The organism is Pseudomonas agarici (genome assembly GCF_900109755.1).
Lineage (GTDB): Bacteria > Pseudomonadota > Gammaproteobacteria > Pseudomonadales > Pseudomonadaceae > Aquipseudomonas > Aquipseudomonas agarici.
On the sequence record NZ_FOAR01000019.1, the window covers coordinates 40188 to 67069 of the forward strand.

Genomic DNA, 26882 nt, shown 5'->3' on the forward strand with positions numbered 1-26882 from the left:
TCAAGTGAACAGCTCGGGCCACTCAGGGAAGTGGCTGTGGATCCACCATGTTAGGGGTTGGGCGCGCATTCAGCCAGATTGAATCGTTGCGACAGTGAACGAGCCATGCACAGCATCACCACAGATCAGAATGAGGGGAGCAATACACCTCATAATGCCGGAGATCGCTACGAGACAACGGTGCCCGAAGTCTCGCAGGAGAATGTCGAGTGGATCAACCGCGCGCGCGAATGGCCTCGTCGATGCGCTGGATCATTGACTTGAACACAGGGCTGTCGACTTGATTTTGCTGACCATGTTGCATGTGCGAAATGATCAGCGCGCTCGGGCCAGCATCACCCGGGTAGTTCTGGTGCAGGCGCACCGACTCCGAGGGCCTGTGTAGGGTGTTATCGGCACCGTGGATGATCAGCGCGGGCGGAAAGCCTGTTGCCCCCTTGATCGACTGCTCCGGGTCATACGTCATATAGGACGTGTAGGACTTCGCGGTCACATAGGTGCAGCCCGGCCAACGATCCGCGCCTCCCGCTTCGGTGTAGCCGCCCAGTTGCTGATCAACATATGCCTGGGTTTCAGGGTCCAGCGGATAGTAGCCGAGGCGCGTTGCGTCAGTGCCGGTATCGAACGGAGGAATCGGCGCGTCGTCCGCGAGCCGCCGGATGGCGGCATCAGCCGCGTCTTTGTCTGCGCGCAAGGTCTGCAACTCGCGCAGGTTGGTGTAACTCATTGGCACCCAAAAACGAATCTGTTCCCCCCCTGCCGCCGCCAGTTCGGCCACTGCACCGAGGCTTGCCACAGAGCCCATCGCCCACGATGCGATCACCGGCATCTCACCGAAGGTCGTGCGCGCCCACTCAATGGCACCTAGTACTTCGTCTTTCTGGTCTTCGAGAATGACGTTAGTGATGATCTTGCCATCCGCCTCAAACGTATTGCGGATGTGCTTATTGGAGAAAAAGCCTGCCACATCGTAGGTCATGACGCGATAACCTCGAGCTGCCAGGGCGCGACTGAACAGTTGGCCATACATCGTCACGCCCCCCGTGAAGCCAGAGTTGAAGATGACCGGTGGCAATTTTTGCGACGCAGCGCCGAGTTGTTCCGGCTGAAATAAGCTGCCTTTGAGGCTTAGGGTTGCGTCGCCATACTTAACGGTAAAGTTGATTTCTTTTGTCGTAATGTTCGTCATCGTTAGATATCTCGAGGTAAAAGCGTGGGCGTAGATCAACTTATCAATTGGCAAGAAGCTGCTTGGAGCAGTTGGCCAACAGGAATATGGGTTTGTGCGGACACCTGTTGTGCAACCGCATCGACAAAGTGAAAGGCTTTGGCTAAATCAAATAGTTGGGCATAGCGCACACCCTTGTTGTCCGTTCCAACATGCGGTGAATCGGTGGCTTCCAGCAGAATCTTGTCGGCACCGACAATTCGGGCAATCTGTATCACATAACCGGCAGTCTCCACTGGATCGGTGGAGGTGCGATAACCTGGGCCTTTGAACCAGACGTTGCCGCGCCTGCTCGCTTCGCTGAGTAATGCGCTATACGCCGGCTCATCAGGCCCGCGTTCCCGGTGGCAACTGCCCAGATGATCAATGACGACGCGCAGATGAGTGGGGAGTTGGCGCAGTACGCGCAAGTTTGTCTCGGCCTCTTTGGCGTACACATGCAGATGCTGGTGTGGTAGCAAGCGAGCGTAGAACGCCGACCATGGCTCATCACTAAAGCTCGTATCGGAAACAGTTTCGGGCTTCGCATCGTGCAGAACGATTCGAGCACCGATAATCTGCGGATGAGCCAGACGCTCCGATGTGGCGTAGGCTGGATCCGCCTTGATTGTTCCTACAAGCCGGATACCTCCGTAGCGGCTGGGGTTGGCAGCTTGAAGGCCCTGTAGTTCAACAAAAGAAGTGAACACATTTTCCGAATCCGGGAGGATGCTTAGATGCACATTGTTAATCAGCCTCGGGGCAATTCCGGCAGTGATAAGTTTATCCAGATAAGTTGTAAGTGGATGCGGCTTCGGTAACGCATAGGGCAGCATGCCAGAAACTCGGTGAAGGTCTTTCGAGGTGTAAAGATGAACATGACTATCAATTCTTGTTGTCGAAGGCAGCATGATTATTGTTTCCTGCTTTTATGCGAAAACAATAATCGGCAGCGGCGCTTCGGCGCTCCCGCCAACTCGACGGGTAATATCAAAATTTCGCCATGAACGATTTGCCGGACATGACGGAGCTTTAGACCAACAGCCGCCTTCTTAAGTCATGCTTGGTCAACCGATGGCGGGATTTTGTTGTGATCTGGAAATAAAAAACCACTCGTTCATTGAAGGATCGAGTGGTTTTTTGCTGAGCGGTCGAGCTTAGCCTAGTATCTCGCTGGCTACCTGGTCGATCGCGCTTTTGGTGATATCGACGATCAGATCGGCCTCCTCCTCGGTCAGGACCAACGGTGGTGCAAAACCGAGAATATCGCCATGGGGCATCGCTCGGGCAATCATGCCGCGTTCAAGGCAAGCTGCCGATATTTTCGGACCCACCTTCAATGCCGCATCGAAGGGTGTGCGTTGTTCACGATCGGCCATGAACTCGATCGCGGCCAGCATTCCGGCGCCGCGCACTTCGCCCACCAGTGGATGCCCTTCCAGGGTTTCACGCATCCGCCGATTCAGGTAACCGCCGACTTTGGCGGCGTTGGCCGTGAGGTTTTCCCGCTCCAGAATATCGAGGTTGGCCAAGGCCGCCGCCGCGCAGATCGGATGCCCGGAGTACGTCCAACCATGCCCCATGGCACCTTGGGATTCGGAAGCCTTGTCGATCACCTCCCAGACTTTTTCACCGACGATCACCGCCGACAATGGCGCATAGGCACTGGTCAACCCTTTGGCCGTGGTGATCAGGTCCGGGCGCATACCATAATGCTGGCTGCCCATCTTCGAGCCCAATCGACCAAAGGCGCAGACCACTTCGTCGGCGATCAGCAACACGTCGTATTTATTCAGCACCGCTTGCATCGCAGCCCAGTAACCGGTCGGTGGAACGACGATGCCGCCGGTGCCCATCAGCGGCTCGCCGATAAACGCCGCCACGGTATCCGGTCCTTCGGCGAGGATCATTTTTTCCAGCTCATCGGCACAATAACCCACGAATGCGGCTTCATCCATGCCGGTCGGCGCTTTGCGATACCAGTGCGGGCACACGGTGTGCTTGACCCCTTCGGCCGGCAGGTCGAAATGCTGATGAAAGCTCGGCAGGCCAGTCAAGCTGCCGGTCATGATTCCCGAACCGTGGTAGCCGCGATCACGGGAGATGATTTTTTTCTTCTGCGGGCGACCCAACACGTTGTTGTAGTAGCGCACCAGTTTGATCTGGGTTTCGTTGGCGTCGGAACCGGAAAGCCCGTAATAGACCTTCTTCATGCCCTCGGGCGCCCAGTCGATGATGCGGCTCGATAGCTCGATGATCGCTTCGGTCGAGTGACCGACATAGGTGTGGTAGTACGCCAGTTCTTTGGCTTGCTTATAAATTGCATCGGCAACTTCGGTGCGCCCGTAACCAATGTTCACGCAATACAACCCGGCGAAGGCGTCGATGAATTCACGACCTTCGTGGTCGCGGATACGGATGCCCGATGCGCTCTTGATGATGCGCCCCTTGAGCGCGCCGCTGGCGTGGTCATGGGCGTGGGTCGATGGGTGCATGAAGTGCGCACGGTCTTGTTCGAATAGCGAGTCGAGTGCTTGGCTCATGGCGGATCTCCTCAGAATTGGCCTTGATGGTGCAGGCAAAAATATTTGGTTTCGACAAAGGCTTCGAAGCCCTCGGCGGCGCCCTCGCGGCCCAGCCCCGAGGCTTTCATGCCACCGAACGGAATCGGATGGCCGGTGAATTTGACGCCGTTGACGGCGATCATGGCGTGGTCGAGACGGCGAATCAGTGGGTAGATCAAATCCAGGCGGTTAGAACAGAGGTAGGCAGCCAGACCGTATTCGGTGTCGTTGGCCCATTCGATGGCTTGCTCAAGGGTGTCGAAAGGCATGACCCCCGCGATCGGCGCGAAATTCTCTTCGCGATAGATGCGCATTTGCGGCGTGACATCGGCCAACACCGTCGGTTGATAAAACAACCCGCCGAGGGCATGGGCCTCGCCACCGACCAGACGTTGCGCACCGTGTTGCAAGGCGTCTTCGACGCGTTCGGCGGTGGCATCGAATGCGGCCTGATGCATCAACGGTCCAATGTCGACGCTTTGCTCCTGATCGCCCACCAGCGCCGGGCCAACCCGCAGTTCACGCACCGCCGCGGCGAAGCGGTTGAGGAACGCCGGGTAGATCGAGCGTTGAACCATGATTCGGTTGGCCGCGCAGCAGTCCTGGCCGGAGGTCTGGAACTTAGCCGCCACCGCGACTTTTACCGCCAGCTCCAGATCGGCATCGGCGCAAACAATGAAGGGCGCATTGCCGCCCAGCTCCAGCGAGACCTTCTTCACATCCTGAGCGGCCGCTTGCAGCACCAACTTGCCGACGCGGGTCGAGCCGGTGAAACTGACCGAGCGCACGCGGCTGTCCTGAACCAGAGTTTGCATGGTCATCTGCGGTTCGCCCAGCACCACGTTGAACACGCCGGCTGGGAAGCCGGCCTCTTCCGCCAGTTGCGCCAGGGCCAATGCCGAAAAAGGCGTTTCATGGGCCGGTTTGATCACCACCGTGCAACCGGCGGCCAGTGCCGCGGCGGCTTTGCGGGTGATCATTGCCGAGGGGAAATTCCACGGTGTCAGCAGCGCACAGACGCCGACCGGTTCCTTGAGGGTGCCCAAATGCGCGCCGGGGATATGACTGGGGATGTTCTGCCCATAAAGGCGTCGCGCCTCTTCGGCGAACCACGGAATGAAACTGGCGGCGTAGGCGATCTCGCCGCGTGACTCCGCCAGGGGTTTGCCTTGTTCCAGGCTCAGGATGCGCGCCAGATCTTCCTGATGTTCCAGGATCAACGCTGCCCAGCGCCGCAGAGTCGCCCCACGGCTATCGAGGCTTTGCTCACGCCAGGCCGCAAACGCCCGGTGTGCGGCATCTACGGCGACGACGATCTGAGGTTGATCGAGCATCGGCACATGGCCGATCAACTCGCCATCGGCCGGGTTGTGCACGGCGACGCTGTGGCCGCTGTCACTGTGGACCCAATGCCCATCTACGTAGCAAAGCGCTTTGAACAACAGCGGATGTTTGTATGTCATGAGGTTCGCTCCAAACCGTGTGCGTGAGTCCATGCTAGGGCAGCGCGGCGCGGGTGATTTGGCGTTTGGCGGGATGCGGCAAGCGGTTTTTTCTGATTGAGCACCGACAAACAGCGGCTTTTTGCGGTGAGGGTCAGGCCAGCTCAGCCGGCAACGCTCCGGCGGTCTTGATAGTCTTGGTCACGATATAGGTGAAGTAACGTTCGATGCCTAGATCATCGAGCAACAACTGGTCAATAAACCGCTGGTAATAGTCGATGTCCGGCGCCTGAATCATCGCCAGGTAATCGATGCCCCCCCCGGTGGCATAACAGAACGCTACCTCGGCGGCCTCGTTCATGCGTTGCTCGAAACGCCGCATGTCCTGGGCGGTGTGCCGGGCCAGGGTGATTTCCACCAACACCTGCTGGCTCTTGAACACCGCGTTCCAGTCGATCTGTGCCCGGTAGCCCTTGACCAGTCCAAGCGCCTCCAGCTTACGCACCCGCTCCCACGCCGGAGTCACCGAGAGATTGATCGCCTCGGCCAGGCTCGACTTGGTGATCCGAGCGTCTTCGGCGAGGATTCGCAGGATTTTCAGGTCATAGCGATCAAGTTTGTGCATGGGTCCGATACGCTCCTGAAATGGAGGGAGAAATCCTGGGAGCGAGCCTGCTCGCACTGGCGGTATTGACGCCACAATCGCTAGCGGGGCTCACTTGCGCGGGTTGGGGTCAGGTCAATACATCGGCAATGACCGCAATGGTATCGCCGCACTGCACCATGCCGGGGAAATGGCGCGCCGCCAACAGGCCGCTGCGAGACGCACGATACTCCATCGGCGCGACGCCGCTGCGAGTAGCGTCGTAAACGCGAGCGACAACCTCGCCCTTGCTCACGTTGTCGCCTAGATCGCGGCACATTTCCAGCAAACCAGCGTGTTCGCTGGTGACAAAGCAATGGGCATCGGGCATGTCGAGCATGATTGACTTCCGGGTCTGGATCTCGCCCTGGAGAATCCCCGCATGCACCAACAGATTGCGCACCCCGCGCTCGGCAATCGCCACGCTACGCGCCGTGGAGGAACCACCGCCACCCAGTTCGGTGGTGATAAACACCTTGCCTTGGCGCTCGGCGGCGGTGTCGTACATCGACCCGGCATCCAGTTCCAGCATACGCATGCTGTAAGGCGCATTGAAAGCGCGCATGCCGGCTTCGCAGAGCGCCTGCTGCTTCTTGTCGGGCAACACATGACACGCCGCAAAAGGCAGGAAATCCAGGGTTCGGCCACCGGAATGAATGTCCAGCACGATGTCGGCCATGGGCAACAAAATCCGATTGAAGTAATCGGCGATTTTCTCGGTCACGGTGCCGTTCGGCTTACCGGGGAAACTGCGATTGAGATTGCCCTTGTCGATCGGCGAGGTGCGCCGCCCCGCATGGAACGCCGGGGTGTTCATGAACGGCACGATAATCACCCGTCCGGTGACTTCGCCAGCCGTCAGGCTTTGCGCCAGTTTGCTCAGCGCCACCGGACCTTCGTATTCATCACCGTGATTACCGCCGGTGAACAGCGCCGTCGGCCCTCGGCCGCACTTAATCACGGTGATCGGAATCATCACCGAGCCCCAGGCCGAGTCGTCCCGGGAATACGGCAGTTTGAGAAAACCGTGCTGCACGCCTTCGCGGGTAAAATCCACGGTGGCATTGATCGGATTATCAAGTAATTGGCTCATGATTCACTCCTTCACGAACAGTTGACGTGGCACGTCGCACAGCGTCTCGACTCCCGTCTCGGTGATCAAAATGCTCTCGGTGATTTCCAGTCCCCAGTCATCCATCCACAAGCCTGGCATGAAGTGGAACGTCATGCCCGGTTGCAACACGCTGGTGTCACCAGGGCGCAGGCTCATGGTGCGCTCGCCCCAGTCCGGCGGATAACTGATTCCGATAGGGTAGCCGCAACGGCTGTCCTTGTGGATGCCAAACTTTTCCAACACTTTGAAAAACGCCACGGCGATGTCGCCAGTGGTGTTGCCCGGCTTCGCCGCGTCCAATCCTGCGGCGATGCCTTCGACTACAGCTTTTTCGCCGTCGAGGAAATGCTGTGGCGGCTTGCCCAAGTAGATGGTTCGCGATAGCGGACAGTGATAACGCTTGTAGCAACCGGCAATCTCGAAAAAAGTCCCGGCGCCTTTTTCGAAGGGTGTATCGTCCCAGGTCAGGTGCGGCGCGCTGGCGTCGGCCCCCGTGGGCAATAGCGGCACGATGGCCGGGTAATCGCCACCATGCCCATCGGCGCCGAGAATGCCGCTGCTGTAGATTTCAGCCACCAGTTCATTTTTGCGCAGGCCCGGCTCGATCCGCTCAAAGATGCGCCGGTGCATGTTTTCGACGATGCGTGCGGCAATGCGCATGTAGGCGATTTCCTGGGGCGACTTGATTGCCCGCTGCCAGTTCACCAACCCGACCGCGTCGACCAGGGTAGCCCTCGGCAGGTGCTTTTTCAGCGACAAGTACGCGGCGGCGCTAAAGTAATAGTTATCCATTTCCACGCCGATGGTCAGCGCGTCCCAACCCCGGCGACTGATGACTTCCCGTGACAGGTAATCCATCGGATGGCGTTCTCGGGACTGTACGTAGATATCCGGGTAACCAACGATGTTGTCGTGCCCCATGAACACTGTGCGCTTGGCGCCATTGGCGTCCTGTCCACGACCAAACCAGACCGGCTCGCCGTCGAGCGCCAACAACACACATTGATGAACATAAAACGACCAACCGTCATAACCGGTCAGCCACGCCATGTTCGACGGGTCGGTTACCAGTAACAACTCGATGCCCTGGGCCTGCATGGCCGCTCGAACCTTGGCCAGACGCAGGGCGTACTCCTCCCGCTGGAACGGGAGATTGACAACTATCTGAGACATGCACAGGCCCTCCGAGAAATGTTGCACGGATGAAAAATGGATTAGCTGCCAAACTGAAAGCCCTTGCCGGCCAAGCGTGCCCGCTCGAAGGCCAGATTGGCCATGGCGGTGTCTTGGGCGCCGGTGCCGGTGAGGTCGCACAGGGTCACTTGTGCCTCGTCGATACGGCCGGGACGCTGGCCTGCCAGTACCTGCCCCAGTTCCACCAGGCTCGCTTCGTCGGCCATGACGCCGGCCACCAAGGCGTGATGCAACTCGCCGAGGATGCGCGTCTGACTCAGGCGATCGGCCACATAGCGGTCGACCTTGGCCAAGGCCTGGGGGGAAATTTCGTTTTTGTGTTCGGCGTCCGAGCCCATGGCGGTGATATGCAAGCCAGGATGCAGGTGGCGCGCCTCGATCAAGGGCTCACGACTGGGGGTGCAGGTGATCGCAATGTCCACACCGGCCATGGCCTCGTCGATGCTCGCGCAAGGTACGACCGCCAGACGGCTGTCACGCGCCAGCTCGGTGCTAAAGGCTTGAGCCTTGGCGCTGTCACGCGCCCAAACCCGCACCGTTGCAATCGGCCGCACCAGCCGCAACGCCTGAAGCTGCAAAGCCGCCTGCTCGCCGGCACCGATCAACGCCACACAGCGACTGTCGGCCCGCGACAGCGCACGCGCGGCCACCGCGCCCGCCGCCGCCGTGCGCACGGCGGTCAGGTAACCGTTATCCAGCAGCAAGGCCTCCAGCACACCGGTACGTGCCGACAACAGCATCATCATGCCGTTGAGGCTTGGCAGCCCGAGTTTCGGATTGTCGAAAAAACCCGGACTGACCTTGATCGCAAAGCGCTCCAGACCCGGCAGGTACGCGGTCTTCACATCCACTTCGCCATTGTGTTCGGGGATGTCCAAACGCAGGATCGGCGGCATCGCCACCGCCGCCGTGGCCAGCAGCACGAAGGCCTGTTCGATGGCATCGATGCTGGGCAAATCCAGCGCCACGCAGGCGCGCAGATCCGCTTCGCTCAATAGAATGATTTCACTCATCAACGCAGCTCCAGTCAGACGGTTATTGTTTGGGTTCAGGCATCCGCGCCCGTCAGGACACGTAAATGCTGATCGATGTCGACGTTACGGCCACTGACCACCACCACGATCGGTCCGCGTGGCTCGATCAGTCCGTCAAGCAATGCGGCGATGCCCACCGCCGCCGCGCCTTCCACTACCAGTCGTTCTTCGCGATAGGCATGGCGGATGGCATTGGCGATGGAGGCTTCGCTGAGCAGATGCAGGTGATCACAGCGGTCGCGGGTCATGCTGAAGGTGTAACGGTTGTCCAGGCCGATGCCGCCACCCAGCGAATCGGCCAGGGTCGGCAGCTCCTCGACTGCCACCGGATGCCCGACCGCGAGGCTGGCGTGCATGGCCGCACCGCGTTGCATGCTGATGCCGTGAGTGACGATGAGCGGGCTGGCGCTTTTGATCGCCAGCGCCACACCGGCAAACAGCCCGCCGCCGGACAACGGCACGAGGATTTGCGCCACGTCCGGCAGCTGCTCGAGAATTTCCAGCCCCAGCGTGCCCTGTCCGGCGATGATGGCCGGGTGATCGAACGGTGGCAGCAATGTCGCGCCTTGCTCGCTGGCGATCCGCTCGGCTTCACGCTGAGCATCGTCCTGGGACTGGCCGACGATGCACACCTCGGCTCCCAGATCGCGAATGGCCTGGACCTTGTTCGCGGGCACCAGGTGCGACAGGCAGATGGTCGCCTTCACGCCCTGCCGGAACGCGGCATACGCCAGTGCTCGACCGTGATTGCCGGTCGATGCCGCCACCACGCCCCGGGCCTGTTGTTCGACGCTGAGTTGTGCGACAGCGTTGCTCGCACCGCGCAATTTGAAACTGCCGGTGAGTTGCTGGGATTCGAGTTTGAGGTACACCGCCACGCCCAATCGCTGCGAAAGGCTGGGCGAATATTCCATGGGAGTGCGCCGGATCAACGATTCGATGCGCTGGCGAGCGAGGTAAACATCCTGTAGCTGCAACGTTGACATGACCGCGTCCCGACTATGCTGTGGTTGGGCGCAGTCTAAGAGGACTGGATTGTCACAATGAATGTACTAGGGCAATTTAACCGACAAACTTTCTTGCGGACTTTTCTCTCTCAAAAGTCATGGATTTGCGGGTACTGACTGAATATCTCGCGCATGCCCATCAGCGCATCGCACATCTCCTCGTCGCTGCATTCGGCACCGACACAAATCCGCACGGCCCTTGACCGAGGCGTGCCACGCACGGTGAACGGGTCCGGCGAGGCAACGGCAATATGCCGGTGACGCAAGGCCCGCACCAGGCTGTCGACCTCCCAATGCCGGGGAATACCCACCCATGCATTCAACGCATGAGGATGCTGGCCGAGCAGGTGTTCGCCCAAGTACTCGCTGACCATGGCCTGACGACCGGCCAACAGTTTGCGCTGCAAACGCACGAGCGTGTCAGCACGACCGTCGCGAATCCAGCGCGCCGCGATCTCGGAGACCATGGGCGTGGCCATCCAGCTATTGACCCGCAAGATGCTCTCGGTGCGCAGCGCCAGACGCTTGGGCATCACCAGATAACCGATGCGCAGACCGGTCAGCACTGACTTGGTCATGCTGGTGCAATAGAACGACAGCTCCGGCAGGTAATGGCTGATAGGCGGCGCGCGATGCTCATCCAGCAACGGCCCGTAGACATCGTCCTCGATGATGTGTACGCCGAAACGCCGGGCGATGTCGGCAATCTCCCGACGACGACTGTCAGGCATCAGGCTGGTGGTCGGGTTGTTCAGGTTAGGCGTGCACACCAGCGCGGTGATGCGCTCATTGCTGCACATGTCTTCGAAATGTTCCGGGTCAATGCCATAACGGTCCATCTCCAGGCCTTTGAGGGTGAATCCCAACACCTGCGAGTTACCGATGACGCCATGGTCGGTGATCCCTTCGCAGAGCACCACATCATCAGGCCCCGCCAGAGACGCCAGCGCCAGGAAGATGCCATGAGCCGCACCGTTGGTGATCAGAATATCATCACGCTCCACCCGCAGTCCTTGTCGGCCAATCCAGTGCATGGCCTCTTCGCGGTGCGACTCGAAACCGGCAATCGGGCGAAATGCATGAATCCATGGCTGATCCTCCTCCATGCTGAGCTCACGGCAGGTGTCACGCCAGAACTGGTCGTGCTCGCGGGTGTGTAGGATCCGCGCGATAGAAAAATCCACCAGGGCCCGTTCGGGGCTATCGAGAATATAGGTAGCCACGCGATCGCTCATGCGCCGCGAAACAAAACTGCCACGCCCAACCTCACAACGCACCAGGCCCTGACGCTCCAGCTCCTTATAGGCATTGGTGACCGTCTGCACGCTGATACCCATGGCTTCGGCAACATTACGCTGTGGTGGCAGGCGTTGATCGTTGACGAGGACGCCCTGCTCGATATCGTCGGCAATCGCCTGCACCAGAATCTTGTATTTAGATTCGCCGCTGCGGGCGATTTCCAATGCCGCTTTCCACTTGTCCATCAACGCTAAGTCCCGGTCTGTGCTCGTCGGGACAGCATCCCGCTAGAATCCCTGCAAAGCAATTGTCCTAGTGCAATACAATGAGACTCAGAGCTTTTGTATGCTCAGGTCAAGGTCGACGCCCAGGCTATCATTCAAGCCCACAAAGAAGCCCATTGACCTGTATCGGAACTGTTCCCCTATCCATGGGATCAGTTCTTATACGCTTTGCTCTTGTCACACTGCCTCCTACCACAGAGCCGTCACCGACGGGTCAACAAGAAACAGGAGATTTTATCGATGAGCAATTTCCCCTCCCGCCCTACCCATGTTTTGCGTCGCCTGTTCGTGGCCTGCGCGATGTTCGGCCTGGCCGCCAGCGCCCACGCCGCCGGTACGCTGGAAACCATTAAACAGAACAGCAATATCCGCATCGGTTATGCCAACGAAACCCCGTTCGCCTTTACCGAAACCGACGGCAGGGTCACCGGTGAATCACCGGAAATCGCCAAAGCCATCTTCGAAAAAATGGGTATCAAGAAGGTCGACGGCGTGTTGACCGAGTGGGGCTCGTTGATTCCAGGGCTGCGCGCCGGGCGTTTCGATGTAATTGCCGCCGGTATGTACATCACCCCTGCTCGTTGCAAGCAGGTGTTGTTCACCGATCCGCAGTATCAACTGCCGGACGCGCTACTGACAGCCAAAGGCAACCCGAAGAACCTGCACAGCTATGAAGACATCGCCAAGAACCCCGAGGTGAAGCTGGCAATCATGGCCGGCACGGTGAACCTGGCCTATGCACGGGATTCGGGGGTGAAGGATGCGCAAATCCTCCAGGTACCGGACACCACCGCCCAGTTGCAAGCCGTGCGCGCCGGACGTGCCGATGCCGCCGTGGGTACTCAACTGACCATGAAAAGTCTGGCCGCCAAAGGTGGTGAAAAAGTCGAAGCGGTCATGGCATTCAAGGACGACCCGTCGCACATCGGATACGGCGCCCTCGCCTTCCGTCCAGAAGACAAAGACTTGCGCGATGCGGTCAACGCCGAGTTGAAAAAGTGGCTGGGCTCCGAAGATCACCTCAAGGCGGTCGCCCCTTTTGGGTTCGACAAATCCAACGTGACCGGCAAAACGGCTGCCGAGCTCTGCGCTCAATAGTCGAAACAGGCATGGCGCCACGGCGCGATGCCTATTTCCCTGCTCAATCCGGATGGCCAGGTTTAAACCATGGGTGAATTACTTCCGCTATTGATACAAGGCGCCTGGGTGACGCTTCAGGTGACAATCTTCGGTTCGCTGCTGGCGATTGTCGCGGCGATTCTCGCGGCACTGGGCCGTATGTCGCCATGGCGGCCATTGCGCTGGTTTTCCATCGCCTACATTGAAGTGTTTCGCGGGACCTCGTTGCTGGTGCAATTGTTCTGGCTGTTTTTCGTGCTGCCGCTGCCGCCGTTCAATCTTGAACTGAGTCCCTACAGCGTGGCCATCGTCGGCCTGGGGCTGCACATCGGCGCTTACGGTGCCGAGGTGATGCGCGGCGCAATCAGCTCGGTGGCCAAGGGTCAATACGAAGCGTCCACGGCGCTGAACTTCAGCGGCTACCAGCGCTTTCGCCGCATCATTCTGCCGCAGGCGTTGCTGGCCGCTATCGCACCGGGTACCAACCTACTGATCGAATTGCTGAAAAATACTTCGCTGGTGTCGTTGATCACCTTATCCGACCTGAGCTTTCGGGCCCGTCAACTGGATCAGGCAACGTTCCAAACCCTGGAAATTTTTAGCCTGGCGCTGGTGATGTATTTTGTCATGGCGCAGGCGATCAACATCGGCATGCGTCGCATTGAGCGTCATCTGGCTCGCGGGCGGATGCGAGGAGGTCTGTCATGACACTGTTCGACTGGACCTATGCCTGGCAAATCCTTCCCGATTTGCTCCGTGCCTCACTGAACACCGTGGGGATTACCCTGATCGGTTTCCTGATCGCCATTGTACTCGGGCTGTTCCTGGCCATCGGCCGACGCAGCCGCAGAGTCTGGCTGTCGTGGCCGGCCACCGCCGTGATCGAGTTCATCCGTAGCACGCCGCTGCTGATCCAAGTGTATTTCCTCTACTACGTGCTGCCCAACTACGGCGTCAGCATGAGCGCCATGCAAGTGGGGATTATCGGTATCGGCCTGCATTACGCCTGCTACATCGCCGAGGTGTATCGCAGTGGCCTCGATGCCGTGCCGCGAGCGCAATGGGAAGCGGTCACAGCGTTGAACATGGCCCCCTACGGCGCCTATCGCCACATCATCCTGCCCCAGGCCCTGCGGCCAATCCTGCCGCCATTAGGCAACTACCTGGTGGCGATGCTCAAGGATACGCCGGTGCTGTCGGCGATTACCGTGGTGGAAATCATGCAACAGGCCAAGAACATCGGCTCCGAGAACTTCCGCTACCTGGAACCGATCACCATGGTCGGTCTGTTTTTCCTCGCCCTGAGCATCGCCTTGGCTTATCTGGTACGGCGCCTTGAAGTGCGCCTGGAGCTACGCTAATGACTTCTCTACTCTCGACACTTGGCGGCCTTTCCCGGCACGGCAACCCGACATCGCTGCATCCGCAGGAGGCCATGGCCATGCAGGAAACCAAAGCGGTCAAGCCAATCGTCAGCTTCCAGGACGTCACCAAGAGCTACGGCAACTTTACCGTGCTCGACCACTTGAATCTGGACGTCTCACCCGGCGAGAAAGTCGCGATCATCGGTCCCAGCGGCTCCGGCAAATCCACCCTGCTACGCGTGCTGATGACACTCGAAGGTATCGATGACGGGCTGATCCGCATCGAGGACGACCTGTTGACCCACATGCTTAACCGCAACGGTGTGCTGGTGCCGGCCAATGATCGGCATATTCGTCGAGTGCGCGGCAAAATCGGCATGGTGTTCCAGAGTTTCAACCTGTTTCCACACATGACAGCGCTGCAAAACGTCATTGAGGCACCCGTCCAAGTCCTTGGCATGAAACCGACCGAGGCGCGCGAGCGAGCAGCAGACTTGCTGGAACTGGTGGGCTTGGGCAGCAAACTCGGACATTACCCTTCGCAACTGTCCGGCGGTCAGCAACAACGGGTGGCGATTGCCCGGGCACTGGCCATGCGCCCGAAAGTCATGCTGTTCGACGAAGTAACCTCCGCGCTCGACCCGGAACTGTGTGGCGAAGTGCTCAATGTGATCCGTAAACTCGGCACCGAACACAACCTGACCATGCTGATGGTGACGCACCAAATGGGTTTCGCCCGCGAGTTCGCCGATCGTGTGTGCTTTTTCTATAAGGGGCAGATTCATGAGCAGGGCACCCCGGCACAGATCTTCGAACACCCGCGGCAAGAACGCACCTGTGCGTTTCTCAGTGCGGTGAAGGAAGCCAACTAGATGTCGCGCTAACGCCTGATTGAGCCTCCCCAGCCGAGCACCGATCCGCCGCGCGCGAAACACGTCGTCAACGCCTCCAACCCCATCGGCTTGGCAAAGTAATACCCCTGGGCCTGCCCCGCGCCCATTTCGCGCAACAGCTCCAGGGTCGCGGCGTCCTCGACGCCTTCGGTGAGCTCCAGGCAGATCCGCGACGGCGAGACCTGGTGCCTGGCCAACAGTGCCAGCACCTCACTGGCGAAGTCCGGGCGTGTCATGCTGTAGCTGGAGCAGTTGACGTGCACCGGCGGCCAGTTGGCGTGCTGGGGTTGGGCGAGGATTACGGCAATACTGGTCAGCATGTACAGATCCAATCGGCCGATCAGGCGCAAGCCCTCGAAGTCCGGCAGAAACTCGCCCGGCGCGATCACCCGGCCACCCGGCTGATGCCAGCGGACCAGCGCTTCAAGGGCCAACAGTTCACCGCTGTCGACGCTGACAATCGGCTGGAAAGACGCCAGCAATTCATCGGTGCGCTTAAGCGCATTGCGCAAGGCACCTTCACGTTCGACCTGGTCCGAGACTTGGCGACGCACTTCCTGGTTGAATACCGCGTAGCTGTCGCGCCCCGCGCTCTTGACCCGGTACATCGCCGCATCGGCATCGCGCAGCCAGTCAGCCGGCTCATGGTGGAACTGGCTGTCGGCACTGACACTACCGATACTGCAGGACGAAAAGACTTCATGGCCATTGATGAAAAACGGCAGTTCAAACGCCCCCAGGACCCGCTCGGCGATGTCGATGACTACGTCCAGTGACGCCTCGGGAGCGAGCACCGAAAACTCATCGCCTCCCACCCGCGCCAACATATCGGTATCGCGTAGGCAGCCGCGCAGACGGTCGGCTGCCTGTATCAGCAACAGGTCGCCGAAGTGATGGCCGAGACTGTCGTTGACCATCTTGAAGCGGTCGAGGTCGATGAACATCACCGACAGGTGCCCGCCTTCGCTGTCGAATCGCGACCAGGCCTGATTGAGGCGCTGTTGCAGGTAGGTACGATTGGCTAGCCCGGTCAGCGCATCATGGGAGTTTTCGTGCTGCAACTTGGCGTTGGCGTTGGCGTGATCGAGTTCGCGGGTGCGGCTCTGCACCCGTGCCTCAAGCATCAAGTTGGCGGCATGGATGGCTTCGGCAGCGGTGCGACGCGACAACGCCGTGTCGATGTGTCGCGACACGAATGTCAGCAATTCCTGGTCGCGCAAGGTGTAGCGCACCTGCGAGGTGTAGCTTTGTACCGCCAGCACGCCGCGCACCGCATCGCCATCGAACAGTGGAACGCCCAGCCAAGAGTAGGATCGGACAGACTCATGGGCCCTTTCGGTTTCGCCGCTCGCCGACAATCGCTCGGACTCCTCGGTGTCGACCAGACAAGGGCGACGCTGACGGATAACGTACTCGGTCAACCCCCGGTGCCCACGCCGTGCCGCCGGGCAGGTGGTCCCTCGCTCATAGGCATAGTACGGAAAGGTCACTTCGCCGGTCGCCTCGTCGAACAGTGCGATGTAGACGTTCTGCGCGAACAGCAGCTCGCCGACTAGGTTTTTTTCAATGGTTTATTCCCTGGTGCCAATCCAGGCTAAAGCCTTACTACAGTGACGGCATACTGCTTCTATTGGAGTGCCATGGAAATGGCCGTCTGGCATGATTCTTTTAAATCGACCAATCATGATTTAGCCAGGCGGGCTCTTCCTCCAACGATCAATTCGCAGGGCACCCAAGAGGTTTGATGGCCATGGGAGTCGGCTTACCGACTCCCTAGTAGCCTGTACGGTTGGTTCGTTCGCTCAAGTTCGGTTGCCACAGCCACGGGTATCACACGCGGAGCAACAGATCAGACGCCATGTGCAAGCTTGAGTAGCGGGTGCGGCAGATTGCCGCCGGCCTTTGCCGAGCGCTCTCGACGTGGCAAGATCACAGCTTTCTCCTTGCCCCGGACCGGGACCCCACGTGCCGCGTACTCGAACTCAGCAACGATTCGCTACCTGGCTGGCCATGCTGGCCCTGGGTCTGTTGCTGTTCGTACCGACAATTTCCCGTACCGTCCAGGCCCTGGAGCATCAGCCGCCGGACGGTGCCTGGTGCTCCCAACATGTCATGAACGCCGCCGGGCATCAGCATTCCGTTGGTGAGCCTGGTCATGGCGGCGTTCACGAAGCGCTCGATGCCTGTGGCTATTGTTCGTTGTTTCACGACAGTCCGGCCCTGCTCTGGGCCGTGACGATACTGGCGCCGCAGGTGCCCGCCGCAGCGCCTGCCGCGCCCTGCAAGACACCCCTCCCACCGTATCAATGGCCGCTGGATCTGTGTCCACGCGGACCGCCCCAGGCCTGATCCAGGCGTTCCCTAAAAAACAAACCACCCGCTGAACATCACGAACGCTCCGGCGCCCGTGGTTTTTCAAGTGTTTTGTCGCTCTGAATCACGGACTTATATCGATGCCTATCACCCGCCCACAACGCGCCCTCGCCGCGTTGACGCTTGTGGCCGCCCCAGCGCTGGCCGGACGCCGCTCGAGCCTGAACACGACCTTGCTTTCGGCCCTGGCCAGCAGCCTGGTATTACTGCCAAGCGCCCTACCGGTACAGGCCGACACCCTCGCCTCATCCACCCTCAGCGCCGAGCAGAAAACCGCTGTCAATCCCATCGTCCTCGGCAGTGTCACGGTAACCGCCGACGATCAGGTACAACCGCTGCCCCATGCCGTCGCCAGCGCACCGGCGGTAGTGGAAAGCCGTAGCGCCGAACAGATCAACGATAGCGTCAACCTGATGACCTCGGCACAAGCCCTGAAGTACTTACCGAGCATCGAAGTGCGCGAACGCTATATCGGCGACCGCAACAGCATCGTGGCCACCCGCACCACCGGGACGGTGTCCAGCGCCCAGTCGTTGGTCTACGCCGACGACCTGCTGCTTTCCAACCTGTTGGGCAACAGCTACAACTTCCCACCGCGATGGGGCCTGGTGTCGCCCAGCGAGATTTCCCGCGTCGATGTCATGTATGGCCCGTTCAGCGCGCTCTATCCGGGGAACTCGCTGGGCGGCGTGGTAACCCTGGAAACACGGATGCCGACCCGCCCGGAATTCCATGCGGCGATCACTGGCGCGCAGCAGGACTTCAAGCTCTATGGCAGCCACGAAAACTCCACCAGCGGCAATGTCAGCCTGGCCGGCGGCAATCGCGTCGGGCCGTTCTCGGCCTGGGTCTCCTACAACCATCTCGACGCCCAGGGCCAGCCGATGAGCTTCGCCACCGCTAACCTCTCGGGTCGGCCAGCCGCCGCTTCGGCCACGCCGGTCAGCGGCGCCCACCAGGACACCGACCAAAACGGCAATCGGCGCCTGGTGTTCGGCGGTTATGCCCGCGACCATAGCGTCCAGGACCAGGCCAAGCTCAAGCTCAGTTGGGACATCGACCCGGACATCACCGCCATTTACACCTTGGGCTTGTGGGCCGACGAATCGCATACCAGCGTCGACAGCTACCTGAAGAACAGCGCCGGCCAGACTTTCTACAACGGCCCGGTGAATATCGACGGCAACGCTTATACGGTGTCCGGTCTCAACCCAGGCAGCACCGATGAGTTGCATATGCTCAACGCCCTGTCGCTGGGCAGCGATACCCAGGGAGCATTCGACTGGCACGCGGCCTACAGCAACTACCGCTACCTCAATGAAGAATCGCGCTCGGCTTCCAGCTACGGCCAGACCCTGGCCGGCACACGCCAGGTACAGGACGGCACCGGCTGGCAGACCGGCGAACTTCGCGGCATCTGGCGACCACAGCCGCTGTTCGACCAGACACATGAAATCACCTTCGGCTATCACATCGATGACTACCTGCTCGAGCAGCAGACCTACCAGGTCAGTAACTGGAAGACCGGCGGCGACGGCCCGAAGAGCGCCGCCTCCGGTGGCGAGACCCGCACCCAGGCGCTGTACCTGCAGGACACCTGGAAACTGGCCCCGCGCTGGACCCTGACCCTGGGCGGTCGCGAGGAATACTGGCAAGCCTTCGACGGTTTCAACCTCAACACCTCGACCACCCCGACGCAGGTCAACTACCCCACGCAGCGCCGCCATAACTTCTCGCCCAAGGCGGCACTGGCGTTCGACATTACCCCGGCGCTGCAAACCCGCTTGTCGTTCGGGCGCGCGGTGCGCTACCCAACGGTGAGTGAGCTGTTCCAGCAGGTCACCAGCGGCAACCAACTGGTGCAGAACAATCCCGACCTCAAACCCGAAGACATGCGCTCCTATGACTGGACCACGCAATACAGCTGGGATCAACGGCAATTGCGCGTCTCACTGTTCCAAGAGAACCGTCGCAACGCCCTGTTCTCGCAGACAGACACCACGGTCAGCCCCAACCTGACCCAGATCGAAAACATCGACCGTGCACGTATCCGTGGTGTAGAAACCGCGCTCGAAGCCCAGGACGTCGGCCTGGCGGGCCTGGAACTGTCAGGAAGCATCACCTACGCCGAGTCCGAGGTGCAGCAGGACACCCGGGCGCCTGCCGCCGAAGGCAAGGAATTCCCGCGTATCCCGCGCTGGCGCAGCCGGATTTCGGCCATCTACCACTCGAACGCGCAACTGACCTACGCCCTCGGCTACCGCTACTCCAGCGCCGCCTACAGCACTCTGTTGAACACCGACAGCAACCACGACACCTATGGCGGCATCAGTCACTACAGCGTGTTCGACGTCAAAGTCAGCTACAAGATCGACGCGCACCTTAGCGCCTCGGCCGGTATCGACAACCTGGGCAATGAAAAATACTTCGTCAGCCATCCCTATCCACAACGCACGGCCTTCCTGGGGCTCAACTATGACTACTGATCGGCCCGCCCACGACATCACTCACCCTGGCGCAAGCCCTGCGCCCTTGAACAGGCCCAGCGTTTCCTCGCCCTCTCGGCTCCGCCGCGCGGGGCTCTACCGGCTGATCTGGCGCTGGCATTTCTATGCAGGGTTGTTCTGCATTCCCTTTGTTCTCACCCTGTCGCTGAGCGGCTCGATCTACCTGTTTCATCCACAGCTCGACGCCTGGCTCGACGGTCCCTACAACCAGGTCCGGGCCGATGCGCCACGACGGCCGATCAATGAGCAGTTGCAAGCAGCGCTGGCGCTGGTGCCGGGTGGCGTGCTCAACGCCTACCAGTTGCCCGATGGCCCGACCGAGGCTGCGCAGATCCTGGTCGGTAAGGGCGATGCGCTGCTGCGGGTCTATGTCGACCCGGTGACCGCCAAGGTTCTGCATCAAGTGGCAGACGACGAGCGCTTCACTCGCCAGTTGTTCCACTTGCACGGCGAATTGCTGATGGGCGGCCTCGGCTCGGCCCTGGTGGAACTGGCCGCCGGCTGGACCCTGGTGATGCTGCTCTCGGGACTCTATCTCTGGTGGCCGAAAGACGACCGTCTGGCTGGAGTCATCTACCCACGGCTGGGCCGGCGTGGCCGGTTGTTCTGGCGTGACCTGCACGCCGTGGTCGGTTTCTGGATCTCGCTGTTCGCCATCCTGTTGATTCTCAGCGGCCTGCCCTGGGCGACCTTCTGGGGCGGCGCGCTGAAGGAGCTGCGCCAATGGGTCGCCAGTCATGCCGTGGAACAGGACTGGACCACTGGCCGCGCCTCGGAACTGGCCCAGCGCCGAGCGATGAACCTGCCTGTGAGCGACGAGCATGCGAACATGCCCGGCATGCACCACGACATGCCCATGTCCACACCGATGAATACCTTCACCACCCCGGACTACAGCCCGCTAGAGCGACTTGCACCGATGGTCCAAGCCCTGGGACTGCCGTCGCCGGTGCTGATCTCGCCGCCCTCGGCACGGGCACCGAACTGGACCGCCCGCTCTGACACCGCCAACCGTCCGCAACGCACCCACCTAACGCTCGACCCCGTCAATGCCACGGTGCGCCAGCGCATTGACTTCAGCCAGCGGCCACTGCTCGACCGCGTCATCGGTTATGGGGTGGCGGTCCATGAAGGCCAACTGTTCGGCCTGGCTAATCAGTTGCTCGGTCTGTTCACCACCTTTGGCCTGATGACCCTGTCGCTCAGCGCCCTGGTGCTCTGGTGGCGCCGCCGCCCGCAGGGTGCGCTCGGTGCGCCGCCCGCCCTGGCCGAGAGCCGTTACCCAGCCGTCATGCTCGGCGTGCTGGGGCTACTGGGCGTTTACCTACCGTTGCTGGGGGCGTCCATGCTGGTGTTGTGGCTACTGGAGCGGTGCGTGCTGTCACGCATCGCGCCGCTGCGCCGTTTCCTCGGCCTAGTGGCCTAAGAGTGACGGCAGGGGGCGTAAGCTTCCTGCCGTCGCCACCGACGATGATTTATTGCGCAGCGGCCCGAGCAACGCGATAGACCGACAGGCAATAGAACGCCAGCGCCACCCCTGCCAACACGCCGCCCACCACGCCGATATAGGCAAACCCCAGTTGCCGCCCGACCCAACTGCCCATCAGCGCCCCACCGCCAATTCCGATGTTGTAGATCCCCGAGAACAGCGCCATGGCCACATCGGTTGCATCCGGTGCAAGCACCAGGACCTCGCGCTGCAGCGACAGACCGAAGCCCATGATCGCCATGCCCCAGAACACGCTGAGCACACCCAGTGTCGAAACGTCGCCGCTCAACGGCAACAGCAAGGCCAGGCACACCGCCAGCAACGAGGTGGCCGCGATCAGAAAGCGCTGTGGATGTTGCCGATTGAATCGACTGAATAGCAGCGACCCGAAAATTCCCGCGCCACCGAACAGCAGCAGGATCAAGGTCACCACCTCGCCGCCCATGCCCGCCACCGACTCGATGAACGGTTCGATATAGCTGTAGGCCGTGAACTGAGCCGTGATCACCGTTGCCGTCAGCCCGTAGACCGCCACCAGAGCTGGCCGCTTGAATAGCACGGGCAGGCTTCTCAAGGAACCCGAATTCTGGCTCGGCAACAGCGGCAGGGTCCTGGCCAGCCACAGCACCAGCGCGCCCGCCATCAAGGCAATCGCCAGGAAGGTCGTTCGCCAGCCCATGGCTTCGCCCAGCAATCGGCCCAGGGGAATGCCCAGTACTAACGCCATGGAGGTGCCGGTCGCCAGCAGGCCCAGTGCCTGTGCCTGTTTGCCCGGTGGCGCAACACGCACCGCGAGGGAGGCGGTGATGGACCAGAACAGCGCATGGGACAAGGCAATGCCGATGCGGCTCACCATCAGTACGCCAAAACCGGTCGCCAGGCTGGACAACACGTGGCTGGCAATAAACAGCCCGAACAGCACCATCAACAATTTGCGCCGCTCGATGTTACGGGTGAGCAGCATGATCGGCAGCGACGTGAGAGACACCACCCAGGCGTAGAGAGTGAGCATCAGCCCGACCTGGGCGGTGGACATATCGAAGCTGTCGCCGATGGCGCTCAACAGACCGACCGGTACGAACTCGGTGGTGTTGAAGACAAAAGCGGCCAGGGCCAATGCGATGACCTGGTGCCAGTTGCCGGTGTGTTCAGGTGCGGGGGCGCTCATTGGAAATCCGTCATACGCTATCAAGAATTAAGCAGTCGGTGGTGTGCACACCGGGCGTTTGCAAGAACAGCAGGTCGAGGTGAAATGGCTACAAGTATCGCTCGTTGGAGGGGCTTGATTGTTGGAAAGTTGCGATCGGCGCCCTGAAAGTTCTGCTCTCTGTCTCCCATCAAACCTTGAAACACTCCACCGGTAGCTGATCGCCAGTCGGACGGGAAGCTTGGCTTGCGGTTCTGTCGCTATAATGCTCGGCGACAGGTGACTATCCACCGGCCATCAATCTGCCCCTCACAGTCGAAGGTCTAAAAATGCCAAAGACACTGCCAGCAGGCGCCTCGACGGCCACCGCGACAGACATCGAACGATCCATCCAGGCGCTGAACAAAATGGCTGAGCGGCTTTGGGGAGACGGCCGCGAGAGCGAGGCAAAAGCACTCCTCGATGCCTTGGATGCGTTGAACCGAGCACTGGACAGGATCCGCATCGGTGAGAGTCGCAAAATAGTGACGCTTCATTGAATTGGATGGCAAACGTAGGAATATTTCCCACTACCATAGTATGTAGAAGTTACACATCAGCATCACTGCTCCATCCACTAAGTTTCAACCTCTGCACCTTGCCCTATCCTTCTACTCCGACCTTCACTCTGGAGATCGAAAATGGCCCCTTATCAATCTCCCCTCTTGCAAAGCTGGCACCGCAACGGTGCTATCGAAAGTCCCCGCCAAGTCACCGACCAGGCCATCCTGCTGGCGATAGCAGGCCGCAAGCCAGAGCGTGTGCGCGACACCACCTGGAAGCATTCGTTTATCTACTGCCCCAACAGACTGAAAGGGAATCCGTCTCTATCCCAAGAAAGGAGGTTCGGACCCGGTCGCCCTTTGCCCGTGCAGGCTTCAACCCGCTCCGCTCATCGTCATCGCACGCTTTAAGAGCAACCAGTGCTATAGTTTGCCGCGTTTTTTACGCTTTGATTACGCATGGAAGCAAAAGGGGAGTATCTATGACCATCTACACCGCAGGCTACGAAGGGCTCGTGATCGACGCGTTCATCGCACAGCTCAAACAAGCCCAGATCGACAAGGTGCTGGATGTTCGGGAATATCCGTTGTCTCGCAAAAAGGGCTTTTCCAAAAAAGCCTTCGCTGAAAACTTAGCCGTTGCGGGCATTTCATATGAGCACAGCCCGCCACTGGGATGTCCAAAACCAATACGCAACCGATACAAGGTGGACGGTGATTGGTCAGCATACTCTCGCGACTTCCGAATCTACATCCGAACACAAAACGCTATATTAAGTGAGTTAGTGTCAGACGCTGCAGAACAAAAAATTTGTATGGTCTGTTACGAGGCGGACGCAAAGCTCTGCCATCGTAGCCTGATCGCGGAAGCCGCTCAGGAGCTGGAGAGTTCACTGAAAACCGAACATCTACCTCTCAGAATAGAGACATTTGCTGATATTCTTTGCTCTGTCGCTTAGGTGGATAGATCAAGCTGACTATCAACCACTGCCCAGGAAAACGGTGAATAGTTCCCATTAAAAGTAGGAGATCCCTACTAGGTAAATCGGCTTCCAACTTCTTTCGAAAAGGAGCTTCCCAGCCATCTGCACCATGTTGGCGGCGAACGTTTCGATAAAGCTGGCTGGCCTCCCAATCAACAATCTTGTGGGTGTAGGGCTTGATCTCGCCATCTATCATACATTCATAAGTGTAATGAAAATCGAACGGTACTTTTTCTAGCCGCTTGATACTTGCCCGCTCTTGCTGCTCATCAAACAGGCTCGGCTGCCGCTGCATCAGCTCAAGCTTTTCGATTTCTTGCGGCGTCCATTCCTCCGAAGCAGCTTTTCGAATATGCAGCGTGGCAATTCGGACAGGCCTGATCAAGCCCAAAGTAACATTGCTATCTACCCGTGCCGCCTCCAAGGCATCAAAGCTTTCGTAAATGGTCAATTTATCCAACAACTTACAACGCTCCTTCCAGTCCCCAGCCGGTAAAGCTCTGCCTACCGAGATAGTATCGACACCGATCTTGTGGCTCTCGGGCCTCCGATCTCCTGGGCTTCTGTCAATAAAAGCCTCGATCCATTGCCACTTTGCGAATTGCTGATCCCCGGTTACTAGACGAAATGGAACGGGGTAGAGGCGTATGAGATTGCCAAATTCATCCATCCCAGCAACACATGAAGTTTCAGCGTATTTAGCGCTAGGAGAGGGGTACGTTTTGCAGAGAATCAGGATTCGAGCTTTCCGTCTCATTCAGACCAGATCCATTTGGTGTTTTCCTACTGTCGCCAGAAATCGAAGCAACGACCAGTTGTCATCAATGCAGGCCTTGGCATCATCTCAAACCCTCGCCGACTCAATATCTATCAGTAAAACAAGACATGTTTAAAAATTATTGTAGACTTTTATGTATTCATGGAAGGGGATCGACGCAATACCTTCGAAGCCGGCTTTCTACATTATCTGCAGAAACAACTCTTCGCCAACGCCCGCACCGCCTCGTCCGTATAATGTATACGGGCGGCCAGCAGCAGGATGAGCACAGCGTCATTGAGCGACGGTACCTTTGCCATCATGACCGCCAGTCATTCCGTGCGGGATCTCAAAGGGTTGATTCGCAAGCCTGCCAGGCCAATCAGTATTGAAGACATGAACCAGGCTATCGCGGCTGAGGGTGCTAAAGCACGATGATCGGTCTGGACGCCAATGTGCTGGCTCGTTATCTCGCTCAGGATGACCCGGCACAAGCAGCCAAGGCAACGGCATTGATAGAGTCGTTGTCCGTAGCCTCTCTCGGCTATATAACGCTGGTGTCGGTGGTCGAGTTGGTGTGGGTACTTCAGTCCTGCTACCAATCCGACAAGAGCGACATCCTCGTGACGCTCGAGACACTACTGCGCACCAGGGAACTAAAAGTTGAACGGGCCGAAATTGTCTGGCAAGCCCTACGTCGCTATACCGAAGCCAAAGCGGATTTCGCCGATTGCCTGATCGAACGTAGCGCCCACGCAGCGGACTGTGAATACGTCGTGACCTTCGATAGCAAAGCCGCAAAAACAGCAGGCATGCGCAAACTGACCTGAACCTACGCCAACAGCGATGCCCGAACCCTGGCCTGTCAGGATGACCAGCAGCAGGCGTTCGCTTACAAACAGATCAAGGACGCCCCCTCTGTTTCGCAAAGGAGGCAAACTGATCGTCAGTCAGTGGTCTTCAGTCAGTGAAATCCCAGGGCTGTCCAAAGCGAGCCAGACGCCAAGGTCTGGTCTGGCAACCCCCAGAAACGACAAAGCCCCGAATTCCGGGGCTTTGAGGTCTATGTATGGCGGAGGCGCAGAGATTCGAACTCTGGGACCTGTTACAGTCGGCAGTTTTCAAGACTGCTGCCTTAAACCACTCGGCCACACCTCCTATGTAGTGCGGGCGCCATAATACCGTAATGAAACACACTGTCAAACTCTCGTGATAGCTTGTTGCAGAGCCTCTGTTATGATCTTTGCGACTGAACATTTCAAACCCGAAGGAGTTTCGCCATGCGCGAACAGGATTATGCCGTTAACAACAGCGTGCAGGCTGAGCAGCTAGAGGTTAGCCGCGTCCTGCGCAACACTTACAGCCTTCTGGCCCTCACCCTGGCTTTCAGCGGTGTGATGGCCTTCGTCGCCCAGCAGATGCGTGTCGGCTACCCGAATATCTTCGTCGTGCTGATCGGCTTCTACGGGCTGTTCTTCCTCACCAACAAACTACGCGATTCGGCCTGGGGCCTGGTGTCCGCCTTCGCCCTGACCGGTTTCATGGGGTTCCTGCTCGGCCCGATCCTCAACCGCTACCTGGGCATGCAGGGCGGCGCTGAAGTCGTCAGTTCGGCATTCGCCATGACCGCCCTGGTCTTCGGCGGCCTGTCGGCCTACGTGCTGATCACCCGCAAGGACATGAGCTTCCTCAGTGGGTTCATCACCGCCGGCTTCTTCGTGCTGCTGGGTGCAACGCTGGCCAGTATTTTCTTCAACATCAGCGGTCTACAGTTGGCGATCAGCGCTGGTTTCGTGCTGTTCTCCTCGGTCTGCATCCTGTTCCAGACCAGCGCCATCATCCATGGTGGCGAACGTAACTACATCATGGCAACCATCAGCCTGTATGTGTCGATCTACAACCTGTTTATCAGCCTGCTACAGATCTTCGGCATCATGGGTCGCGACGACTGATCGCACCGCTCAAGCGAAAAGCCCGCTT

At 59.3% G+C, this 26882-nt stretch carries 23 protein-coding genes, 1 tRNA gene and 5 pseudogenes; 13 read left to right on the top strand and 16 right to left on the bottom strand.

Annotation, left to right across the window (positions count from 1 at the left end):
• Positions 1–214: 214 nt before the first annotated feature.
• From BMX68_RS17295 to ehuR, 10 genes are all read right to left on the bottom strand, one after another.
• Positions 215–1189, bottom strand: coding sequence for an alpha/beta fold hydrolase (locus BMX68_RS17295; RefSeq protein WP_017132408.1), 975 nt, complete (start codon positions 1187–1189; stop codon positions 215–217).
• A 35-nt stretch (positions 1190–1224) separates the two neighbouring features.
• A complete protein-coding gene (locus BMX68_RS17300) occupies positions 1225–2118 on the bottom strand; it encodes an amidohydrolase family protein (RefSeq protein ID WP_026013224.1) in 894 nt (297 codons plus the stop codon).
• 246 nt (positions 2119–2364) lie between these two features.
• Positions 2365–3750: an aspartate aminotransferase family protein gene (locus BMX68_RS17305; protein WP_017132406.1), complete on the bottom strand. Its 1386-nt coding sequence runs from the start codon at positions 3748–3750 to the stop codon at positions 2365–2367.
• Between the two features lie 11 nt (positions 3751–3761).
• Entirely contained in the window at positions 3762–5234 is a 1473-nt protein-coding gene (locus tag BMX68_RS17310) for an NAD-dependent succinate-semialdehyde dehydrogenase (protein WP_017132405.1), read from the bottom strand.
• A gap of 133 nt (positions 5235–5367) precedes the next feature.
• On the bottom strand, positions 5368–5838 hold the full coding sequence (locus BMX68_RS17315; protein WP_017132404.1) for an Lrp/AsnC family transcriptional regulator: 471 nt from the start codon (positions 5836–5838) through the stop codon (positions 5368–5370).
• A gap of 109 nt (positions 5839–5947) precedes the next feature.
• Positions 5948–6949 carry a N(2)-acetyl-L-2,4-diaminobutanoate deacetylase DoeB gene (doeB, locus tag BMX68_RS17320; protein ID WP_017132403.1) on the bottom strand — a complete coding sequence of 334 codons (1002 nt, stop codon included), beginning with the start codon at positions 6947–6949 and terminating at the stop codon, positions 5948–5950.
• A gap of 3 nt (positions 6950–6952) precedes the next feature.
• Entirely contained in the window at positions 6953–8143 is a 1191-nt protein-coding gene (gene doeA, locus BMX68_RS17325; RefSeq protein ID WP_017132402.1) for an ectoine hydrolase DoeA, read from the bottom strand.
• Positions 8144–8184: 41 nt separating this feature from the next.
• Complete coding sequence (eutC, locus tag BMX68_RS17330; RefSeq protein WP_074862415.1) at positions 8185–9177, bottom strand: ectoine utilization protein EutC; 993 nt, start codon at positions 9175–9177, stop codon at positions 8185–8187.
• Between the two features lie 35 nt (positions 9178–9212).
• Positions 9213–10184 (bottom strand): hydroxyectoine utilization dehydratase EutB, encoded by a 972-nt coding sequence (eutB, locus tag BMX68_RS17335; protein WP_017132401.1) that lies wholly within the window; start codon positions 10182–10184, stop codon positions 9213–9215.
• 110 nt (positions 10185–10294) lie between these two features.
• The gene (gene ehuR, locus BMX68_RS17340; protein WP_017132400.1) at positions 10295–11689 is read right to left on the bottom strand and encodes a MocR-like ectoine utilization transcription factor EhuR; all 1395 of its coding nucleotides are present in this window, start codon (positions 11687–11689) and stop codon (positions 10295–10297) included.
• A 279-nt stretch (positions 11690–11968) separates the two neighbouring features.
• On the opposite strand from ehuR, the gene ehuB reads away from it, so the two are divergent.
• From ehuB to ehuA, 4 genes are all read left to right on the top strand, one after another.
• On the top strand, positions 11969–12826 hold the full coding sequence (gene ehuB / locus BMX68_RS17345) for an ectoine/hydroxyectoine ABC transporter substrate-binding protein EhuB (RefSeq protein ID WP_017132399.1): 858 nt from the start codon (positions 11969–11971) through the stop codon (positions 12824–12826).
• 69 nt (positions 12827–12895) lie between these two features.
• A complete protein-coding gene (ehuC, locus tag BMX68_RS17350; RefSeq protein WP_017132398.1) occupies positions 12896–13555 on the top strand; it encodes an ectoine/hydroxyectoine ABC transporter permease subunit EhuC in 660 nt (219 codons plus the stop codon).
• Positions 13552–14208, top strand: a complete 657-nt coding sequence (gene ehuD, locus BMX68_RS17355) for an ectoine/hydroxyectoine ABC transporter permease subunit EhuD (protein WP_060783125.1) — start codon at positions 13552–13554, stop codon at positions 14206–14208. Before ehuC ends, ehuD begins: the two co-directional genes overlap by 4 nt.
• 80 nt (positions 14209–14288) lie before the next feature.
• Positions 14289–15083: an ectoine/hydroxyectoine ABC transporter ATP-binding protein EhuA gene (gene ehuA, locus BMX68_RS17360; protein WP_017132397.1), complete on the top strand. Its 795-nt coding sequence runs from the start codon at positions 14289–14291 to the stop codon at positions 15081–15083.
• An 8-nt stretch (positions 15084–15091) separates the two neighbouring features.
• Here ehuA and BMX68_RS17365 read toward each other — a convergent pair.
• Positions 15092–16660, bottom strand: a pseudogene (locus tag BMX68_RS17365) (putative bifunctional diguanylate cyclase/phosphodiesterase); the annotation flags it as partial.
• A gap of 409 nt (positions 16661–17069) precedes the next feature.
• Here BMX68_RS17365 and BMX68_RS17370 point away from each other — a divergent pair.
• From BMX68_RS17370 to BMX68_RS17380, 3 genes are all read left to right on the top strand, one after another.
• On the top strand, positions 17070–17453 hold the full coding sequence (locus BMX68_RS17370; protein ID WP_143063313.1) for a DUF2946 domain-containing protein: 384 nt from the start codon (positions 17070–17072) through the stop codon (positions 17451–17453).
• 104 nt (positions 17454–17557) lie between these two features.
• Positions 17558–19963, top strand: coding sequence for a TonB-dependent receptor (locus BMX68_RS17375; RefSeq protein WP_017132394.1), 2406 nt, complete (start codon positions 17558–17560; stop codon positions 19961–19963).
• On the top strand, positions 19953–21410 hold the full coding sequence (locus BMX68_RS17380) for a PepSY-associated TM helix domain-containing protein (RefSeq protein WP_081503038.1): 1458 nt from the start codon (positions 19953–19955) through the stop codon (positions 21408–21410). Before BMX68_RS17375 ends, BMX68_RS17380 begins: the two co-directional genes overlap by 11 nt.
• A 49-nt stretch (positions 21411–21459) precedes the next feature.
• Here the strand turns inward: BMX68_RS17380 and BMX68_RS17385 are convergent, their stop codons facing one another.
• Complete coding sequence (locus tag BMX68_RS17385) at positions 21460–22641, bottom strand: sugar transporter (RefSeq protein ID WP_017132392.1); 1182 nt, start codon at positions 22639–22641, stop codon at positions 21460–21462.
• 308 nt (positions 22642–22949) lie between these two features.
• Between BMX68_RS17385 and BMX68_RS17390 the strand changes: the two genes are divergently transcribed.
• The 3 genes and pseudogenes from BMX68_RS17390 to BMX68_RS17395 all read left to right on the top strand — a co-directional run bounded on the left by BMX68_RS17390 (position 22950) and on the right by BMX68_RS17395 (position 24121).
• Positions 22950–23159 carry a hypothetical protein gene (locus tag BMX68_RS17390; RefSeq protein ID WP_017132391.1) on the top strand — a complete coding sequence of 70 codons (210 nt, stop codon included), beginning with the start codon at positions 22950–22952 and terminating at the stop codon, positions 23157–23159.
• Between the two features lie 141 nt (positions 23160–23300).
• Positions 23301–23429: pseudogene (locus tag BMX68_RS26425) on the top strand (class I SAM-dependent methyltransferase); the annotation flags it as partial.
• Positions 23430–23644: 215 nt separating this feature from the next.
• A complete protein-coding gene (locus BMX68_RS17395; RefSeq protein WP_074862420.1) occupies positions 23645–24121 on the top strand; it encodes a DUF488 domain-containing protein in 477 nt (158 codons plus the stop codon).
• On the opposite strand, the gene BMX68_RS26160 is transcribed toward BMX68_RS17395, so the two are convergent.
• From BMX68_RS26160 to BMX68_RS26765, 3 genes and pseudogenes are all read right to left on the bottom strand, one after another.
• Positions 24078–24608 (bottom strand): DUF8757 domain-containing protein, encoded by a 531-nt coding sequence (locus BMX68_RS26160; protein WP_208599906.1) that lies wholly within the window; start codon positions 24606–24608, stop codon positions 24078–24080. The genes BMX68_RS17395 and BMX68_RS26160 overlap by 44 nt on opposite strands.
• Positions 24609–24902 (bottom strand): annotated as a pseudogene (locus BMX68_RS26820) (DUF8758 domain-containing protein); the annotation flags it as partial.
• 221 nt (positions 24903–25123) lie between these two features.
• Positions 25124–25222 (bottom strand): annotated as a pseudogene (locus BMX68_RS26765) (hypothetical protein); the annotation flags it as partial.
• On the opposite strand from BMX68_RS26765, the pseudogene BMX68_RS26430 reads away from it, so the two are divergent.
• Positions 25206–25340 (top strand): annotated as a pseudogene (locus tag BMX68_RS26430) (AbrB/MazE/SpoVT family DNA-binding domain-containing protein); the annotation flags it as partial. The pseudogenes BMX68_RS26765 and BMX68_RS26430 sit on opposite strands and share 17 nt — an antisense overlap.
• Entirely contained in the window at positions 25337–25732 is a 396-nt protein-coding gene (locus BMX68_RS17410; RefSeq protein ID WP_017132388.1) for a type II toxin-antitoxin system VapC family toxin, read from the top strand. The pseudogene BMX68_RS26430 and the gene BMX68_RS17410, both read left to right, overlap by 4 nt.
• Positions 25733–25972: 240 nt before the next feature.
• On the opposite strand, the gene BMX68_RS17415 is transcribed toward BMX68_RS17410, so the two are convergent.
• Positions 25973–26060, bottom strand: a tRNA-Ser gene (locus BMX68_RS17415).
• Between the two features lie 122 nt (positions 26061–26182).
• Between BMX68_RS17415 and BMX68_RS17420 the strand changes: the two genes are divergently transcribed.
• Complete coding sequence (locus BMX68_RS17420; RefSeq protein ID WP_017123866.1) at positions 26183–26854, top strand: Bax inhibitor-1/YccA family protein; 672 nt, start codon at positions 26183–26185, stop codon at positions 26852–26854.
• Positions 26855–26882: the final 28 nt, after the last annotated feature.

Bases quoted from the DNA above. Each gene is read 5' to 3' on its own strand.
- BMX68_RS17295 (WP_017132408.1), bottom strand. From the start codon at position 1,189: ATGACGAACATTACGACAAAAGAAATCAACTTTACCGTTAAGTATGGC.
- BMX68_RS17300 (WP_026013224.1), bottom strand. From the start codon at position 2,118: ATGCTGCCTTCGACAACAAGAATTGATAGTCATGTTCATCTTTACACC.
- BMX68_RS17305 (WP_017132406.1), bottom strand. From the start codon at position 3,750: ATGAGCCAAGCACTCGACTCGCTATTCGAACAAGACCGTGCGCACTTC.
- BMX68_RS17310 (WP_017132405.1), bottom strand. From the start codon at position 5,234: ATGACATACAAACATCCGCTGTTGTTCAAAGCGCTTTGCTACGTAGAT.
- BMX68_RS17315 (WP_017132404.1), bottom strand. From the start codon at position 5,838: ATGCACAAACTTGATCGCTATGACCTGAAAATCCTGCGAATCCTCGCC.
- doeB (WP_017132403.1), bottom strand. From the start codon at position 6,949: ATGAGCCAATTACTTGATAATCCGATCAATGCCACCGTGGATTTTACC.
- doeA (WP_017132402.1), bottom strand. From the start codon at position 8,143: ATGTCTCAGATAGTTGTCAATCTCCCGTTCCAGCGGGAGGAGTACGCC.
- eutC (WP_074862415.1), bottom strand. From the start codon at position 9,177: ATGAGTGAAATCATTCTATTGAGCGAAGCGGATCTGCGCGCCTGCGTG.
- eutB (WP_017132401.1), bottom strand. From the start codon at position 10,184: ATGTCAACGTTGCAGCTACAGGATGTTTACCTCGCTCGCCAGCGCATC.
- ehuR (WP_017132400.1), bottom strand. From the start codon at position 11,689: ATGGACAAGTGGAAAGCGGCATTGGAAATCGCCCGCAGCGGCGAATCT.
- ehuB (WP_017132399.1), top strand. From the start codon at position 11,969: ATGAGCAATTTCCCCTCCCGCCCTACCCATGTTTTGCGTCGCCTGTTC.
- ehuC (WP_017132398.1), top strand. From the start codon at position 12,896: ATGGGTGAATTACTTCCGCTATTGATACAAGGCGCCTGGGTGACGCTT.
- ehuD (WP_060783125.1), top strand. From the start codon at position 13,552: ATGACACTGTTCGACTGGACCTATGCCTGGCAAATCCTTCCCGATTTG.
- ehuA (WP_017132397.1), top strand. From the start codon at position 14,289: ATGCAGGAAACCAAAGCGGTCAAGCCAATCGTCAGCTTCCAGGACGTC.
- BMX68_RS17375 (WP_017132394.1), top strand. From the start codon at position 17,558: ATGCCTATCACCCGCCCACAACGCGCCCTCGCCGCGTTGACGCTTGTG.
- BMX68_RS17380 (WP_081503038.1), top strand. From the start codon at position 19,953: ATGACTACTGATCGGCCCGCCCACGACATCACTCACCCTGGCGCAAGC.
- BMX68_RS17385 (WP_017132392.1), bottom strand. From the start codon at position 22,641: ATGAGCGCCCCCGCACCTGAACACACCGGCAACTGGCACCAGGTCATC.
- BMX68_RS17390 (WP_017132391.1), top strand. From the start codon at position 22,950: ATGCCAAAGACACTGCCAGCAGGCGCCTCGACGGCCACCGCGACAGAC.
- BMX68_RS17395 (WP_074862420.1), top strand. From the start codon at position 23,645: ATGACCATCTACACCGCAGGCTACGAAGGGCTCGTGATCGACGCGTTC.
- BMX68_RS17410 (WP_017132388.1), top strand. From the start codon at position 25,337: ATGATCGGTCTGGACGCCAATGTGCTGGCTCGTTATCTCGCTCAGGAT.
- BMX68_RS17420 (WP_017123866.1), top strand. From the start codon at position 26,183: ATGCGCGAACAGGATTATGCCGTTAACAACAGCGTGCAGGCTGAGCAG.